Source organism: Thermodesulfobacteriota bacterium (genome assembly GCA_035325995.1).
GTDB lineage: Bacteria > Desulfobacterota_D > UBA1144 > Nemesobacterales > UBA2774 > JADLGH01.
Genome location: DAOKYU010000001.1, coordinates 195541 through 211666, shown reverse-complemented (window position 1 = coordinate 211666; position 16126 = coordinate 195541). Strand labels below are relative to the sequence as shown.

Genomic DNA, 16126 nt, shown 5'->3' with positions numbered 1-16126 from the left:
TGGACCCACTCGCTCGCCCGCCCGCGCTTCGCAGCCGGTTTCAAAAACCCCCGCAACCGGCTGTCATTACGGGAAAAAAGTGGGGTGAGTGACGGGATTTGAACCCGCGACCTCTGGGGCCACAACCCAGTGCTCTAACCGGTCTGAGCTACACCCACCACAGATTTAAGAGAACAGAAATAGTACCATATATATAAAAGGAGACAATACTAACCCCACGCCGCCCCGACGTAAAAAAATCTCCCGAGCCCTACCGTGAAAATAAGGCATCCGTAGAGGGCATGCTCGATAGAAACCAGCGCGAGAGAGCGTCTCTTCCTGTAATTGTCGGCGAATATAAATCCGCCGACAAGCGTCATCACTACCGCAATCCAGTTAAGAAAAATTATATGCATATATCCGAACGCGAGGGCCGAGGCGATCAAATACCCCCTGCCCTCGCCGAAAACAGGCGCATACCTTTTATATATAAGTGCCCTGTAGAGAATCTCCTGCGGCCAGACGGAAAGGAGGGGATAAAGCGCCATCACCAGAATCCAGATGCGCGGGTTCTCGCGCGGGAAGGAGAGAAAATCGTCAGGCGCGGTGGTCCATACCAGGATCGTCACCAGGGGGGCTATAACGGCGAACCTCAGGAGTATGCGCTTCATCATTTCCCCGAAAGAAGCCCGGGGCCCTTCGTCCGGGCGGCGCGTCTTTCTGAGGTAGACGTATGCAAGCATGCTCCCGCCCCAGAGAAGCGCGATCATGAGCCAGCGCTCCCTCAGGAAAACTATGAGAGCGGGGACGGCCGTGAAGAGTACGAAGAATTCGGCAAGGAGAAGGGATTTTCCATACGGCCTCAAGCGCCGTCCTCCTGCCAGCCGCCGCCGAGGGCCCTGTAGACCTCCACCAGCGCAGTAAGCTCGCCGAGGTACGCCTCCGCGAGCTCGAGCTGGGCGGAGAAGTAATTCGTTTCGTTGGTGAGGACTTCGAGGTAATCGGTCTCCCCCTTCCCGAACCTGAGCTCTGAAAGACGGGCGGAGTCCCGCGCGGCTTCGACGAGCTTTTCCTGCTCCACGCGAAACTCCCTGTTCTTCCTGTAAGAGACGAGCGCATCTGAGACGTCGCGGAACGCACCCTGTATCGTCCGCTGGTACGTGAGCATCATTTCCTGATACTCGGCCTCCGACAGCCTCACGTTCGAGCTTATCCTCCCGGCCTCGAATATGGGCTGGACGAAAGCAGCGGCAGCGCTCCATATACCGGCCGGGCCCGTGAAGAGGTTCGAAAGCTCGTCGCTCTGGTAGCCTGCGCTGCCGGTGAGGTTTATCTGCGGAAACCAGGCCGCCTTGGCGACGCCTATGTCGGCGTTGGCGGCGGTGAGCTCTTCCTCGGCGCGCCTTATGTCGGGTCTCCTTTCGAGCAGCGCCGACGGAAGACCGGCGGGTATATCGGGCGGACGGGGCTGCTCCGTGAGGGTGAGCCCTCGCGCGATCGGGCCGGGGTTTTGCCCGAGCAGCGTGCTCAGAAAATTCTCCTGCTGCGCTATATCCCTTTCGAGCGCCGGTATCCGGGTCGAGGCTGTATATACGAGCTGCTCCGCCTGCCGGACGTCCAGCAGCGAGCTGAGCCCGCGCTCTTCGCGTATATTCGTCAGGTCGAGCGACTCCTCGCGCGACGCGAGCGTGTTCTTTGAAATCTCGAGCTCGAGGTCGAGCTTCCGGAGCTGAAAGTACGCGGCCGCGACGTTCGCCACGAGCACGGAGACTACCTCCTTCTCGGCCCACTCGCTCGCGAGGAGGCGTGCCCGTGCGGCCTCTGTAGCCCTCCGGTACTGACCCCAGAAGTCGAGCGTCCACTGCCCCGCGAGCCCTATCTGGTAGTCGGTCACCTCGAACGCGGGCGTCGGGCCGAAGCGGGGGCTCCTCTGGTTGGTAATTCCCCCGGTGGCGTTAATCGTCGGGAACTGGTCGGCCTGCGTTACGCCGAGTATAGCCCGCGCCTGGAGCACCCTCGCCGCCGCTATCTGCACATCGTAGTTCTGCTCGATGGCCGTCTCTATAAGCCTCGTGAGCTCAGGGTCCTGAAAAACCTCCCACCACTCCTCGTCGGCGAGCGAGGCGGCGGATTCCTCGGCGGCCGTCTCGCCCCTGTACTCCTCCGGCACGTCCACGGCGGGCCTCTTGTAATCCGGGCCAACCATGCACCCCGTGAGCACGAGCAGAAGCGCGGGGAAAAGAAGGCGAAGAACGCCTTTACGCATATAACTCGGAGATACCGGGTTTATCATGACGCCTCGGCCCCCGGGCGCGTGTGCTGCGAGCGGAAGAACGGAATCCTGTCGAGCACCTTTTCCTGGAAGTCTTCGAGGTAGAGATATATGACAGGAGTTATGTAAAGCGTTATGAACTGCGAGACTATGAGCCCGCCGACTATGACGAGGCCGAGCGGCCGTCGCGACGCCCCGTCGGCACCGTATCCGAGCGCTATCGGCACCGCGCCCATGACCGCCGCCAGCGTGGTCATAAGTATGGGCCTGAAGCGCTCGAGGCTCGCCTGGTGTATGGCTTCGAGGGCCGGGCTCCCGGATTCGACGTGCTGCCGCGCGAAGTCTACAATCATGATGCCGTTCTTCTTCACGATGCCCATCAGCATGAACATGCCCACGAAAGCATAGAGCGACGCCTGCTCGCCGAAGAAAACGAGGGCCAGGAGCCCGCCCACGAGCGCAGTCGGCAGCGTCGAGAGCACGGTTATAGGATGCACGTAGCTCTCGTAGAGTATGGCGAGTATCACGTACATCACGAATACCGCGATGCCCATCAGTATCGTGAGGTCGCGCACCGTCCTTTGAAACGTCTGCGCCTCGCCCTGAAGGCTCGCCCTGATCGACGGCGGCACTATTTCGGCGGCCGCACTGTTTATGAAATTCGTTGCGTCGCCTATGGCCACACCGGGTTTCAAGTTAAAGAAAATGGTCACGCTCGTGAACTGATTAAGATGGTTGACCGACTGAAGCCCCATCGTCTTTTTCCACGTCACGAGCGCCTTCAAAGGCACGAGGTTCGCCCCGTCGTCAGACCTTATATAAAGGAGCGAAAGGTCCTCGGGATTTTCGCGCGTGGTGTCGCTTGTCTCGAGAATCACCTGGTACTGGTCCGTCGGCTTCTTTATAAGATAGAGGTAGTTCTGCGAATAAGCGTTCCGGAGGAGGTTGAGTATGCGCGTTTCCGAAACCCCGTATATCCTCGCCTGCTCGCGCTTGATCTCGATATCGAGGTTGGGAGTGTTGCTGTAATAATCTGACGACACCGTCGAAAAGCCCGGGTACTCCATGAGCTTCGCCATGAACTTCGACGCGACGCCGTAAACCTCGTCCGGATCTACGCCCGAGAGCGAAAACGCGTACTGCCCCTGAGACTGCTCTGTCGCGCCCGTGCTGATTTCGAGAACGGGCAGAGGCTGGAGGAACGCCATGACCCCGGGTATCGTCCCCAGGCTCCCCATCAGCTGGCCGGCCTCCATTTCTATGGGCATCCTTTCGGACCGCGGCTTTAAAAATATGAACATGAGGCCCTGGTTCGCACCTATGAACGACCCGGCGCCGGTCATTGTGAAGTTCATGAGCACGTTGGGGTCGCCATGTATGGCCGCGTCAACACGGTCCTGGATCGCTCTCATCTGCTCGGGCGAGGAGCCTTCCTTCGCGATGAACACGCCCTGCATGACGCTACTGTCCCCGAGGGGCAGGAACGCCTTCGGAACGAGCATGAAGAGCCCTATAGTGCCCGCGAGACAGACGACCCATATGAGGGCCGAAACCCACCTGTGTCGGAGGAACCACATGAGCGACTTTCCGTAGACCCCGAGCACTCTTTTTTCGAGCCCGCCGACGACGCGCTCGGCCCACGTCTGCTTCGAGCCCGGGCCGCGGTCCCTGAGAAGCCGCGCGCACATAAGCGGCGTAAGGGTGAGCGAAACGAGGCCGGAGGCGAGTATCGCGACGACAATGGTGATGGCGAATTCCCTGAATATCCTCCCGACGATACCCGTCATGAAAACGAGCGGGATGAACACCGCGGCGAGGGATATGGTCATGGAAACTATCGTGAAGCTTATCTCCTTCGCGCTTCCGAGCGAGGCCTGGAGCGCGCCCTCCCCGGCTTCCATGCGCCTCACTGTATTTTCGAGGAACACTATCGCGTCGTCCACGAGGAACCCGATCGCGAGTGTAAGCGCCATGAGCGAGAGGTTGTCTATGCTGTAGTCGAGCATGTTCATCACGATAAATGTGAGGAGCAGCGACAGAGGGAGCGCGACCACGGGAATCAGCGTGTCCGTCGCCCTTCCGAGGAAAAGAAATATGACTATCACGACGAGCACGAACGCGATGAAAAGCGTGTGCTGGACTTCCGTTACGGAATCGACGATCGTCTGCGAGCGGTCGTAAATAGGCGTCACCGTAACGGCCGCCGGAAGCTCGGCGTCCACTATCGGCAGCAGCTCCTTTACGCTGTTCGCGACTTCGACGGCGTTAGCACCGGCCTGCCTGAAGACGGCCACGACGACCGTGGACGAAGGGACCGGATGGCCCCTCATCCAGAACCTCATGTCTATGCGCTCGTCCTCCACTGTATCCGTAACCTCGGCCACGTCGTGGAGGTAGACCGGCGCGCCGTTTACGCTTTTGACTATTATGTTCGCATACGACTCAGCAGTATCAAGCTGACCCTGCGGGCGCAGGATCGACGTGCCCGCCGGGCCGTCGAACTGCCCGGCCCCGGTATAGCTCGTCGCGTTCGACACGGCGGCGTAGAGGTCGTCCACGGATATATTTCGCGCCCACATCGCCGAAGGGTCGGCCTTGATGCGCACGGCGGACTTAGTTCCGTAAACGTCAACGCTGCTCACGCCCGGAATCATCGTCAGCCTCTGTCCGACCTGGGTGCTCGCGTAATCGTAGAGCATGCCCGGCGTCAGCGAATCCGTCGTGAGCGCTATGTAGAGTATGGGCTGGTCGTTGGGGTTAGTCTTCACCAGAGTGGGCGGCGACGGGAGGTCAAGCGGGAGATTCCCAGTTGACTGCGATATGGCGGTCTGGACGTCTGTCGCAGCGGCGTCGAGGCTCTTGTCGAGCGAGAACTGGAGAGTGAGACTTGTGAATCCCTGAGTGCTCTTGGACGTCACGAGATCGAGCCCGTCTATCTGCATGAACTGGCGCTCGAGCGGCGTCGCGATGTTGTTCGCCATCGTCTCGGGGCTCGCGCCCGGGTAGCCGACGAAGACGTTAATGACCGGGTAATCGACCGCCGGGAGGTCGTTAACCGGTAGCTGAAAATAGCTCAGGACGCCGAAGAGAATGGCCGAAAGCGTGAGTACCGCCGTCATTACGGGGCGGCGTATAAAGGGCTCTGAGAAATTCACATACCACCCCCGGGCGCCGCGTCCGCCCCGTCTTCCCGTGCGCCTTCATCCACGACCTCGACCTTGGCGTCCGGGGCAACGGCGAGCTGGCCGGTAAGAATGACCCGCTCTCCAGCTTTCACACCTTCTTCCAGGACGACGAGGCCGCCCTGCCTCTGCCCTACCCTCACGGGCCTTAGCTCGGCGGTGGAATCTTCCTTCACCACGTAAACGAAATTCCCCTGCGCCGAATCCTGAACGGCCGCGGACGGCACGAGGACGGCGTTTTCCTTCGTAGCCAGAACGAGCCTTACCTTGATGAACTGCCCGGGCCAGAGCTTGCGGTCGAGATTGGGCACGGTCGCCCTCAGCTTCACTGTGCCGGTAGGATCGCTGACCGCATTGTCCAGGAATGTCAGCTCGCCCTGAAGCGGCGTGTCCGGCTCCTCGGGCACACGGACCTCGACCCTGAGCGTCCCGTCCTGCATATGCTGCCTAACCCTTCCGAGGTCGCTCTCCGTAACTGTGAACTCGGCGTATATGGGATCGAGGCGTTGTATCGTGAGAAGAGTGGTCGTGTTCGCCGTGACGACGTTCCCGATGTCTACGAGCCTGTGCCCCGCACGGCCGTTTATGGGCGAGTCTATCGTCGTATAGTCGTAATCTATTCGCGCGGAATCGAGCTCGGCCTGGCTCTGCTCGACGAGGGCCGCCGCGACGTCCACGGCATTTTTCCTCGTATCGTATTCCTGACGAGCCACAGCCCTCGAATCCGTGAGGTCCTCGACGCGGGCGAACTGGATTTTTGCAAGCTCGAGGTCCGCCCTGGCCTTGGCGAGGTTCGCCTCGGCGAGGTCGAGCGCGGCCTTGTACGGCCTCTGGTCTATCGTGAAAAGAGGGTCGCCCTTTTTGAGCTCGGCCCCGTCCTTGAAATGGATGCCCGTAATCCGTCCGGAGACCTGCGGCTGAATGGAAACCGATTCGAGCGCGACGCACTTTCCGACCTCGTCGAGATACACGGGGACGTCCTGCGATAAAGCCTCGGTTACAGTCACCCTCGCGGGCGGGAACTCCTGCATGCCGCCGCCGTCGCCTCCGCACCCGAGGAAAAAGAGACTAGGGATAAAAATTAGGGGAGCAATCCACGAAATAATTCCATTTCCTGCACCCGGTTTTGAAGATGCAGTGAACCTGTATCCGAATCGGGACGGCATTTTACAACTCATATCGGATTCCTCCAATATAGATTATCTGACCAAATCCCCGAACCAACCCGATTTTCTCAGTGCGGCGCGAAGAGCCCTGCGCCCGGCAATAAGGACTCAATTGCAGACGTGGCAACATAACCGGATAAACGGAATTATCAATAGGCGTGAACGGGAGCATCCGTCCGCAATATGAGATTTGATTCACCGGATTCAAAACCGATGCGGTTTTATTGTAAGCTGCTCTTCTTGACGCCAAGTCCGCTAAGGCCGGCGGCTATATCGCCGGGGCCGGCATCACCGATTATCGCGGCCTCGACCACCAACACGGTCATTACAGCGAGGAGCGTTTTGGCCGACGGCTAAAACCCGGCGACCTCGGGGATAATCTCGCGCCCGATAAGCTCTATCGGCTTTATATCGTGCGTGTCGGGCATGCTGACGATGAAGTGCTGTATACCTTCGTCGGCCAGCTTCCGGCAGAGCGCAATGAATTCGGGAACCGACATCCCGCCCTCCCCCAGCTTTACGACTCCGAGAGCCGTGCGCTCTATCTCTTCGTACGGGCGTCCGGCTTCTTCGCAGTGGCGCTTGAGCACGTCGAGCTTTCTCGTCATATCCTCCCAGCTTATAAACGGCGGGGTGTAGAGGTTGCATGCGTCCGCGTACTTCGCTACGAGCCTGAGCGTCTTTTTCTCCCCGACGCCGCCCACGAGTATCGGAGGGTGAGGCTTCGAGAGCGGAAGCGGATTATTCATCGGCTCGGCGAGGCGGTAATGCTTCCCGGTATAAGGTTTGACCTCGCCAGACCACATAAGCTTCGCGATCCGGAGCGTTTCTTCGAGGCGCTCCATGCGCTCGGTCATATTCGGGAACGGATATCCCAATCCGAGGGACTCGCGCTCGTACCACGCCGCGCCTATGCCGAAATATGCGCGCCCGCCCGACAGCACGTCGAGCGTCGTAACGGTTTTTATCAGGTGCCCCGGGTTCCTGTATATGACGCCTGTGACCATGGAGCCAAGGCGTACGCGCTTTGTGACCGACACAAGATACCCGAGCGTGGTGTAACTTTCGAGCATCGGGTCCTCGGGCGATACACCCAGATCCGGCATATCCATCTGGAAGAGATGGTCCATCGTCCAGAGGCTGGCGAAGCCCGCTTCGTCCGCCGCCCCGGCTATATCCGAAAGCTTCCGGCCGACATTGCCCGGATTTCCCGGCCAGTCGAATTCCACGATCTGGAGCCCTATTTTCATATCCTGATTCCCCTTAAGATGATTTATTCGTGCCTGATAATATTCTAGATGATGATTTGCGGATCGGGATTCGGAATTTTCTGCGAATTACGGTTGTCATGCTACGGCAATTGGAATAGAATTAAGAAAGGGTGGAGTGAAATAAAAAGAGGGTATGCTCCCATTGAGGATAAAAGGCTTTTTCTACTTTCCGCTCGCCGTTTTTTCCCTTCTGCTCTTCTTTTCCGATGGTCTCGTACGGGCTCAAAACACGGACGACGAAATTAAGCTCATCAAGCAGCAGATCGAGGTCTTGAGCAGGCGGCTCGAGGAGCTCGAAGGCAAAAAGGAAAAGCAAAAACCGGCCATCGGGACAACCGAGGCGGGGGCGCGCGATAATGTTACGTTTTACAACACGGCGATTGACAGGAACATGCGGAAGCTGACCCGGCCGGATACGTCCGGGACTATCTTTAACCTGAGCGGTAACGGCACCGTGAGTCTTATGGGAGAGGAAGACCCCAACAGGGTGAACGCTGTTTTAGCGCCGATGGTGAATCACAGAATCACGGACAACCTGCGATTCATCTTCAAGCCCGAGGTGAAGCTCCAGAACGAAGAGGTGGGATTCGGCATCGGGATGGGCGAGCTTGACTTCTTCCTGAACGATTACATAACCCTGAGAGGCGGAAAGATCCAGAACGCCGCCCTCGTTTCACCCGCGACCCTCCCCTCGTGGCTCGGGGACGATCCTATAGCCTATTCACTCGCGAGGCAGGGCGAAAACCTTCCCTCCCAGGACCTTATTTCCGAGCTCAAGAATATGGGAGTGGGAATAAGCGGGGGCATTCCGCTCGGCCTCTTCGACAAGGCAAATCTCAATTACGGCGTCTCGTATATAAACAGCGCCGACGGCAGCGGCACCATGAATTTCAGCTTTTCGATTTCGAGGCCTTAGAACCCGACAGTCAAAATCTTCAAGGAGCATAAATCAACTGTCCTTTTCAGCGTACCGTGTGAAGGGTTCGGGGGCCTTTTCCGCATAATTCCCCCTTCTCCTTCTCGCGAACTCGTATTCGACGCCGCAGGACTCCACCGCCTTTCTCCAGGAGCCGAAATGATAATCGGCCGCAGAGACGAGCGCCGTCATACCGCTCTTTCTTAAAACGGACGGCCTCAAGCTCCCGCCCTCTTCGCTCAGCTTCTTTATTTCCCTCTCTATACTCTGCCTCGTCCACTTCTTGTTGTTCCTCGAGCTCTCGTAATCCACGCCGGAGGCCTCCAGCGCATTCCTCCATGACCCGAAGACCTTGCATGCCCTCAAGTAAAGAGCGGAATGCGCTTTCGCGATATTCGACGGCTTTTCAGCCCCAGGCCTGAATATCTCTTTAATCTCCGTAATAACTCTTTCTGCTCGTCTGGTCATGATAATTATCTGAATTACAATATGTATGCCAAAACATAAGTAATTGCAATTACACAATAATATGACCGGTACCGGGCTAAAGGCGCGTCCTAATATCGTACAGCTGACAATCCCCGGTGCGGCGTTCTGCCGGACCCGCTCACCCGGCCGGAATCCGCTCGCGAGGTCAGCGGTTCCCCGGGAAGCGCGTATCTTCACGCACTCGTCTCCGGAAAGCCTACAAACAGAACGCACTTGCACAAAAAAGACCCTGTAACACCCGAGATTCAAAGACGAAGACTGTTTATTTCGTATCACTAAAGTTAACTCTTTAAGCATCTCCATTTTCATGATATTAATAACAATGACAAGAGTTTAAAAAGTCGTTCCTAGAGAGAGGGTGCATATGAACGGCAGGGTGAGTTTCGTCTGTAGGGGTTTTTTCCGCTCTTTTTTGTTTCGTGCTTTTGCTTTCTCTTTCCTGATAATATCCATCAGCGGCGGGTGCAGTAGCGGTGGCGGCGGGGGCATTCAGCCCACACCTCCCCCTTCCTCCGGTGAGAACAAGCTCAACATAGAGATACTCGACGCCTCCATAGGCGACGATAACCGCGCCGTCGCAACCATAAAGCTAACGGACGAAAACGGAAGCCCCATAACGAGAGACGGCGTATCCATAAGCTTCATAATAGCGAGGATAGTCGAGAGCGGTGAATACATCGACTACATCACCCGCATCCAGGAAGGCGCGGTGCAGGCGTCCTCCGAGAACGGGGGCGATTACGAGCAGCTCGGCCCCGGGCTCTACAGTTACAGGTTCGTAACCGAGCTGCCCGCGGATTACGACAGGAGCCGGACGCATACCGTCGCGCTCTACGCCGAGAAGGTTATAGGCAGCCAGGCTTTCGTTTCCAATGCGACGTTCGACTTCGTTCCGGACGGCGGCACGGTGAGGACGGTAAGGGACATAGCCGCGACGGAGTCCTGTAACTCCTGCCACGACCCGCTAGCGCTTCACGGCGGCGTGAGAAGGGACGTCGGCGTCTGTATCACGTGCCACACGAGCAAGATAATGGACCCCGAAACCGGCGAGATCGTAGACCAGATAGACCCCCAATCCGGAAACAACATCGGCTTTAACATAATGATCCACAAGATTCACATGGGTGAGATGCTTCCGAGCGTCGAAGCCGGGGACCCTTACTATATTGTAGGTTTCAACGACTCCGTTCACGATTACTCGACCGTGGTGTTCCCACAGGACAACAGGAACTGCACGAAGTGTCACGACGAATCGGTCGCCGTACAGGCCAACGACTACAAGCTGAAGCCCACGCGGGCCTCGTGCGGCTCCTGCCACGACGACGTCGATTTCGCCGCGGCGATCAATCACCCGACTGTACAGCTGAACGACAACAACTGCTCGGGGTGCCACATTCCGCAATCGGGAACCGAGTTCGACATTTCGGTCACGGGCTCCCATACCGTTCCCCTCAGAGCGTCGAGCCTCCCCGGGCTTAACTTCGCCCTCCTGGGCGTAAGGAGCGCCGAGACCGGCGATACGAGGGTCGGCCCCGGAGAGCATGCGGTTGTAACCTTCAGCCTTAAGACAAACGCCGGCGAGGTCATAGACATCGGGGAGATGGGCTCCATAGCCCTCGTCATAGCCGGCCCGACCACGGACTACAACATACAGGACTACAGCGGCACGGGCGTAGAGATTCCGGGCCTAAACAACGTCCTCCGCGAGACACCGTCCGACGCCGAGGGGCCGGACGAGAACGGTAACTACACCTACACGTTCGGCGGAATAATACCGCCGAACGCCACCGGGACCTACGCCGTCGGCATCGAGGGCCGTATAAACCGCATGGTAGGCGGAGAGAACCGCATACTGTTCGAGGAAGTGCAGGAGGCAGGAAGGAACCAGGTCTATTACTTCGCCGTCACCGACCCTGTACCCGTTCCGAGGCGGATCGTCGTCGATAACAGCACCGACGACGAGTATTGCAGCGCCTGCCACGGCGTATTCTCGAAGGACTTCAGCGTGCACGGCAACCTCCGTAACGACACCGAGTACTGCGTCCTCTGCCACAATCCGTCGAACGACGACATACTGGTAAGGCCTGTCGAAGAAGGGCAGACGGCAGTCACAGCCTCCATAGATTTCAGGGAAATGATTCACAAGATACACACGGGCGACAATCTCTCCGTCAAGCCCTACATAATCTACGGGCGCGGCGGCAGCGTTCACGACTTCAGCCAGGTTCTGAACCCCGGCAATACGAGCGACTGCGGTGCGTGCCACCTGCCCAACACGAACATACTCGACCCCGGGAACGGCATACTCGGCCCGGGAATACTGGCCACGGTAAACAGGGAATTCACGAAGGTAGACGGCGAGAACGTAGTCCTTGCGACATTATCGACGCAGCCGGTGATTACGGTCTGCACGTCGTGCCACGACGACGTCGGCGTGACGGCCGACGGCGCGGCGCTTACGGGCGAGAATCATCTCGGAGGGCCGCAGCCCGAGACGGCCTGCGTTAACTGCCACGCCGCCGGAGACCCGCTCGGGGCGGCCGAGGTGCACCTGCCTCCCCTCACGCCGGCGAAGCGCATAAACAGGCCTATGCCTGAATAAACGAAAGGATTAAACGTGATATGAAAAAGCTGGTCCTTCCGATTTTACTGCTGCTCCTCGCCTCGTGCGTAAGCGAGGAGGACAAGGGACAGGACTGGGGGAACATATTCGACGGGGTCGAAGGGCTCCAGTTGACGGAGGAAGACCACCCCAACGGCTGGGGAAGGGAGGACTGCTTCGTATGCCACCCTCTCGAAGCGATACACCAGGAGGACCGTTCCGGCCTCGGCGTGCTGCTTCTGGAGGACATTCGTGAATACACGAAGGAAGAAGGGCTTGCGAGCTGTCCCGTATGTCACGGAGATAACGGCGTAACAAAACTCATGGAGTAGCTTTTCAGATGCCGAAAAAGATTTTCTGTGCCGCAGCCATGTTACTGATATCGGCAACGGGGGGAGCTGCGGTCTATGGACAGACGGAGATAATACGCCCCAGAAGCCTCGGCATGTATGGAAACGCCTCGCTCCTCTTCCAGGCCCCCACCCCTTACCGGACCCTCGACGGCGATAAGAGGTACGTTTATCCCTTCTACCAGTACCTCGACCTCAACGCGGCGTACCCCGAGCACAACGTTTACTTCAACACGTTCTTCCGGGGAAGGGAGATTCTGGGCGGCGACGAGGAATCGCTCGACGTCTACAATGCCTTCGTACAGTTTTCGAATATGCCCGGCACGTATGAAGTGAGACTCGGCAGGCAGGCCGTGACCGAGGGGGTCAACTTCGTCCTCATGGACGGCGCCCTCGTGAGGCTCAAGCCCATTCACGGGCTCGAGATAACCGCTTATGGCGGATACCAGGAAAACGACCTTCAGCCCGAGCCCGAAAGGCCCGGGGACAGCTTCGGGCTGTTCGGCGTCAAGCTCAAGACGGACGCCATACTGGGCTCGGTGATAACCGTGGGATACGAGCTTTACGCGCCGGACGATTTTTCGGCGAGGCAGTTCGTAAACGCCTCGTTCAAAAGGGCCGTCCCCTTTACCGACTTCGCCGACGTTTACGCGCTCGCCGAGGTAGACGTGGGCGAAGGGAATCTCGCGCTCCTGACGACAGGCGTAGGCATCGTGGTGCTGAGGTCCCTCTACCTTAATCTCGAATACGACAACTACGAAATGGACAAGGACAGGAACGAGTACAAGCTCGACCCGATATTCGACATATTCTCCGTGGGGAGGCTCCAGCAGGCGAGGGTCGGCCTCACTTTCGTTCCCGCCTCGTACCTCGAAATCAAGGGGAGCTACTCGTATTCACACTACGACCACGCAGAGGACGAGAGCACGAACGGCAACATAGCGAAGCTCGGATTCACCTTCAATTTTTGGAAAGAGATAGGCCTAAGGGCCTTTCAGGGCTTCTACTATATAGATGCGGGCGGGGACACCGACTACGCCGTCGGCCTCAACACCAGCCTGTATCAGGAGGTGATGACAGGATGGGAGATCCAGTTCGCCTTCGCCTACGCCTATTACGACAAGATAACGAACCAGAGCGGAAACGCCTTCAGCTACATACTGGGAAGCGACTACGTGATTCTCAAGGACCTCGTCCTCAGAACGGCGGTCGAATTCAACACGAACCCCGATTTTCACAGGGACATAAGGGTGGACCTCGGACTCAGCTATTACTTTTCGACGAGCATGTGATGGATAGAAGAACGATATTAATCATTACGGCGGCGATATTCGCGCTCATTGGATGCGGGGCGCAGAATAAAAAGGACGATTCCTCCGGCTCCAAATCGCAGGTGCCGATCGGGGTGAGAATGAACTATTCCCACGAGAAGCACGAGAAGGTGATGAAGAAGGAGGGCTTCGACTGCTATCTCTGCCATCCCATGAACGTCGAGTTCAAGGACGAAAAGAGCGCAGAGGAGCTTATAAAGGCGTCGGACAAGGCCTTTTACCCGGGGAAGGAAACGTGCCACTTCTGCCATTTCAACCCGGAGGCAGGGAATATAGCGCCCGGGGAGTGCAGCCTCTGTCACTTCGACATGGCGGCGATAACGCCGAAGAACCACAACTTCAACTGGATGGAGAAGCACGCGATATTCTCCAAGGCCGACCAGGAATCGTGCGAGAACTGTCACTCGCCGAGGTTCTGCGAGGACTGCCACAAGCGGCGCGACCTCCCGACTATGATGGTGCACGACAGGAATTTCAGGCTCATACACGGCATAGAGGCGCGGGCTAATCCGCGCAAGTGCGGGAGCTGTCACGAGGTAACGTTCTGCAGCACGTGCCATACGAAGGGCGGGTATGACTACTAGATATTTACTCATCGCCGTTTTTATAATGGCTCTCGTCCCCACCCTCCTCCTGTCCCAGGAGGAGGAAGAAGAGGAGGAGAACCCCCATACCGCAATGGTGGACGACGATTTCGCGTGCCTCGACTGCCATACGGAGGTCCCCAAGGAAGGCGAGAAGAGCCCGACGTATTTCCTCGTCGACGCCCCTTCGGAGAACTGCCTCGGGTGTCACGACGATTCCACGCATCCCGGCTCGAAGCAGCACGTCGGAAAGGACGTAAAGACCGGGCTTCCGCTGGACGAGGAGAGCAGGATCGCGTGCTTTACGTGCCACGACCCCCACCCTGCCGGCGTCCTTAAGGGCCGCGAGGTCTATAGTGCCGAGCTCGGCGAGAGGAGCGCCGAATTTCTGAGGCTTGTGACGCTGCCCGCCCTCAGGAAAGAGATCGGCGGAGAGATCGAGCTCGACCCCGCGAAGAACGTCTATTTGAGAAAACCGATGAACAAGATTTGCAGCACCTGCCACGAAACCATTAAATTCAGGGAGGTATACACACCATGGTACAGGTATTCAGAAATGTTTACGTACTAGCTTTATTGCTGGTCGTCCCCGGGGCGGCCTTCGCCCAAAGCGTACAGGAAAAGGGAATAGCCGTCTTCGTCGAAAAGCGCTGTTATACGTGCCACACGGTAAAGGCCGAAGCCGCGCAGGTAGACGCCGCAAAGGCCGCGTTCGCCCAGTCGAAGGGCGTCGAGCTCAAGGAGGAAAGCGGCGACAAGGACGCCAAGGGCGGCGACCTCTCCAACGTGGGCGCCGAAGAGGACGCGGCATGGTTCGCCACGTTCCTCAAAGACCCCAAGGGCTATTTCCTCGACACCCCCGAGTGCAAGAAGCTCGCGAAGCAGAAGGACAGGAAGAAATTCAAGGGCACGGACGCCGAGCTCCAGGACCTTACGGCATGGCTCGCCACCCTGAAATACGGCGATATGCAGGAGCCGGGATTCGAGAACTGTCTGAAAGAAGAATAACAAAAGAGGTCTTGAGCACATGAACCCCTTCGAAGAAAGCGTGCAGGCGGCGAGCTCGGGAGGAATCTCTCTCGTCGCCTGGATAGTAATCGGGCTGTCCGTCGTTTGCATCGCCCTCATACTGATCATCATGACGAGGGACCCGAAGAAGGTGTCGGAGCCATCCGGGAAGTGGATGCTTCTCCTCGTCTTCTTCATACTCTCCCCGACCGCGTATCTCCTCAATTTCAGCGTGGCCATAGAGGATTCGAAGACCGTGGACTTCTGTAATTCATGCCACGTCATGCACGGGTACGTGAACGACCTCAGGAACCCCGACAGCGAATACCTTGCATCGGCGCATTATCAGTCCCGCTGGATCGCCGACAACCAGTGCTTCACGTGCCATTCGGACTACGGCCTTTTCGGGAACATGAAGGCGAAGATGACGGGGATACGCCACGTATGGGCTTACTACACGGGGTACGAGACACCGGTCAAGCTCTACACGACGTATAACAACAAGATATGCCTCAGGTGTCACGCTCCAACCCCGGCGTTTCAGGAGGAGGACATGCACATCGAGAACGCCGACGATATAATGTCCAGCAAGATGTCGTGCCTGGGGCTCGACTGCCACGTAAGACCGCATCCCGAGGAGGCATGGAAAGAACAATGAAAAATCCGGACTGGACAAGAAAGCTGGTGCTGATAGCCGGGATACTCAACATCATCGCGCTCCTCACCATCCTGCTGTCTATATTCAGGTTCACCCCCCTCTCGCTCATAATATCGGTATCGGTGGGCGGCGCTCTCATAGGGCTCTCGGTGCTCCTGTATATAGTCGTCGTGGTTACGGATCTTAAGGAGCGAGGAGTGCTTTAGGTCGTCCCGCGCTCATGACGAGGGCAGCGCACGAGACGGCTCCGGTACGATAAAACCCCCTTCCCGCGGAAGAGCGTATACCCGTATACACGGGGCGGGCGGGTTATAAGCG

15 protein-coding genes and 1 tRNA gene are annotated in these 16126 nt (G+C 57.8%); 9 read left to right on the top strand and 7 right to left on the bottom strand.

Features of this window, described 5'->3' with window-relative positions; translation table 11 throughout:
* Nucleotides 1-80: 80 nt before the first annotated feature.
* The 6 genes from PKC29_00945 to PKC29_00920 form a co-directional block, all read right to left on the bottom strand.
* Nucleotides 81-158 (bottom strand) — tRNA-His (locus tag PKC29_00945).
* A gap of 51 nt (nt 159-209) precedes the next feature.
* Nucleotides 210-845 carry a CPBP family intramembrane metalloprotease gene (locus PKC29_00940; GenBank protein ID HML93977.1) on the bottom strand — a complete coding sequence of 212 codons (636 nt, stop codon included), beginning with the start codon at nt 843-845 and terminating at the stop codon, nt 210-212.
* A complete protein-coding gene (locus PKC29_00935) occupies nt 842-2245 on the bottom strand; it encodes an efflux transporter outer membrane subunit (GenBank protein HML93976.1) in 1404 nt (467 codons plus the stop codon). The genes PKC29_00940 and PKC29_00935 overlap by 4 nt, the downstream gene beginning before the upstream one ends.
* Before the next feature lie 23 nt (nt 2246-2268).
* Entirely contained in the window at nt 2269-5406 is a 3138-nt protein-coding gene (locus tag PKC29_00930) for an efflux RND transporter permease subunit (GenBank protein HML93975.1), read from the bottom strand.
* A complete protein-coding gene (locus tag PKC29_00925; protein HML93974.1) occupies nt 5403-6464 on the bottom strand; it encodes an efflux RND transporter periplasmic adaptor subunit in 1062 nt (353 codons plus the stop codon). The genes PKC29_00930 and PKC29_00925 overlap by 4 nt, the downstream gene beginning before the upstream one ends.
* Before the next feature lie 488 nt (nt 6465-6952).
* Entirely contained in the window at nt 6953-7849 is an 897-nt protein-coding gene (locus PKC29_00920; protein ID HML93973.1) for an LLM class F420-dependent oxidoreductase, read from the bottom strand.
* A gap of 163 nt (nt 7850-8012) precedes the next feature.
* Between PKC29_00920 and PKC29_00915 the strand changes: the two genes are divergently transcribed.
* Nucleotides 8013-8786 carry a hypothetical protein gene (locus PKC29_00915; GenBank protein ID HML93972.1) on the top strand — a complete coding sequence of 258 codons (774 nt, stop codon included), beginning with the start codon at nt 8013-8015 and terminating at the stop codon, nt 8784-8786.
* Nucleotides 8787-8819: 33 nt separating this feature from the next.
* On the opposite strand, the gene PKC29_00910 is transcribed toward PKC29_00915, so the two are convergent.
* A complete protein-coding gene (locus tag PKC29_00910) occupies nt 8820-9254 on the bottom strand; it encodes a hypothetical protein (protein ID HML93971.1) in 435 nt (144 codons plus the stop codon).
* 433 nt (nt 9255-9687) lie between these two features.
* Between PKC29_00910 and PKC29_00905 the strand changes: the two genes are divergently transcribed.
* Genes PKC29_00905 through PKC29_00870 form a run of 8 tightly spaced genes read left to right on the top strand, consistent with a single transcriptional unit; the run spans nt 9688 to nt 16014 of the window.
* Nucleotides 9688-11877 carry an OmcA/MtrC family decaheme c-type cytochrome gene (locus tag PKC29_00905; GenBank protein ID HML93970.1) on the top strand — a complete coding sequence of 730 codons (2190 nt, stop codon included), beginning with the start codon at nt 9688-9690 and terminating at the stop codon, nt 11875-11877.
* Between the two features lie 20 nt (nt 11878-11897).
* Nucleotides 11898-12209, top strand: a complete 312-nt coding sequence (locus PKC29_00900) for a hypothetical protein (protein ID HML93969.1) — start codon at nt 11898-11900, stop codon at nt 12207-12209.
* Between the two features lie 8 nt (nt 12210-12217).
* Nucleotides 12218-13519 carry an autotransporter outer membrane beta-barrel domain-containing protein gene (locus tag PKC29_00895; protein ID HML93968.1) on the top strand — a complete coding sequence of 434 codons (1302 nt, stop codon included), beginning with the start codon at nt 12218-12220 and terminating at the stop codon, nt 13517-13519.
* Entirely contained in the window at nt 13519-14142 is a 624-nt protein-coding gene (locus PKC29_00890) for a hypothetical protein (GenBank protein ID HML93967.1), read from the top strand. Before PKC29_00895 ends, PKC29_00890 begins: the two co-directional genes overlap by 1 nt.
* Nucleotides 14132-14713 carry a hypothetical protein gene (locus tag PKC29_00885; protein ID HML93966.1) on the top strand — a complete coding sequence of 194 codons (582 nt, stop codon included), beginning with the start codon at nt 14132-14134 and terminating at the stop codon, nt 14711-14713. Before PKC29_00890 ends, PKC29_00885 begins: the two co-directional genes overlap by 11 nt.
* A complete protein-coding gene (locus PKC29_00880) occupies nt 14680-15150 on the top strand; it encodes a c-type cytochrome (GenBank protein HML93965.1) in 471 nt (156 codons plus the stop codon). The genes PKC29_00885 and PKC29_00880 overlap by 34 nt, the downstream gene beginning before the upstream one ends.
* A gap of 19 nt (nt 15151-15169) precedes the next feature.
* A complete protein-coding gene (locus PKC29_00875; protein ID HML93964.1) occupies nt 15170-15808 on the top strand; it encodes a NapC/NirT family cytochrome c in 639 nt (212 codons plus the stop codon).
* Nucleotides 15805-16014 carry a hypothetical protein gene (locus PKC29_00870; protein ID HML93963.1) on the top strand — a complete coding sequence of 70 codons (210 nt, stop codon included), beginning with the start codon at nt 15805-15807 and terminating at the stop codon, nt 16012-16014. Before PKC29_00875 ends, PKC29_00870 begins: the two co-directional genes overlap by 4 nt.
* Nucleotides 16015-16126 lie beyond the last annotated feature (112 nt).

Bases quoted from the DNA above. Each gene is read 5' to 3' on its own strand.
- PKC29_00920 (HML93973.1), bottom strand. From the start codon at position 7,849: ATGAAAATAGGGCTCCAGATCGTGGAATTCGACTGGCCGGGAAATCCG.
- PKC29_00925 (HML93974.1), bottom strand. From the start codon at position 6,464: ATGCAGGAGTTCCCGCCCGCGAGGGTGACTGTAACCGAGGCTTTATCG.
- PKC29_00935 (HML93976.1), bottom strand. From the start codon at position 2,245: ATGCGTAAAGGCGTTCTTCGCCTTCTTTTCCCCGCGCTTCTGCTCGTG.
- PKC29_00890 (HML93967.1), top strand. From the start codon at position 13,519: ATGGATAGAAGAACGATATTAATCATTACGGCGGCGATATTCGCGCTC.
- PKC29_00875 (HML93964.1), top strand. From the start codon at position 15,170: ATGAACCCCTTCGAAGAAAGCGTGCAGGCGGCGAGCTCGGGAGGAATC.
- PKC29_00870 (HML93963.1), top strand. From the start codon at position 15,805: ATGAAAAATCCGGACTGGACAAGAAAGCTGGTGCTGATAGCCGGGATA.
- PKC29_00900 (HML93969.1), top strand. From the start codon at position 11,898: ATGAAAAAGCTGGTCCTTCCGATTTTACTGCTGCTCCTCGCCTCGTGC.
- PKC29_00910 (HML93971.1), bottom strand. From the start codon at position 9,254: ATGACCAGACGAGCAGAAAGAGTTATTACGGAGATTAAAGAGATATTC.
- PKC29_00880 (HML93965.1), top strand. From the start codon at position 14,680: ATGGTACAGGTATTCAGAAATGTTTACGTACTAGCTTTATTGCTGGTC.
- PKC29_00895 (HML93968.1), top strand. From the start codon at position 12,218: ATGCCGAAAAAGATTTTCTGTGCCGCAGCCATGTTACTGATATCGGCA.
- PKC29_00885 (HML93966.1), top strand. From the start codon at position 14,132: ATGACTACTAGATATTTACTCATCGCCGTTTTTATAATGGCTCTCGTC.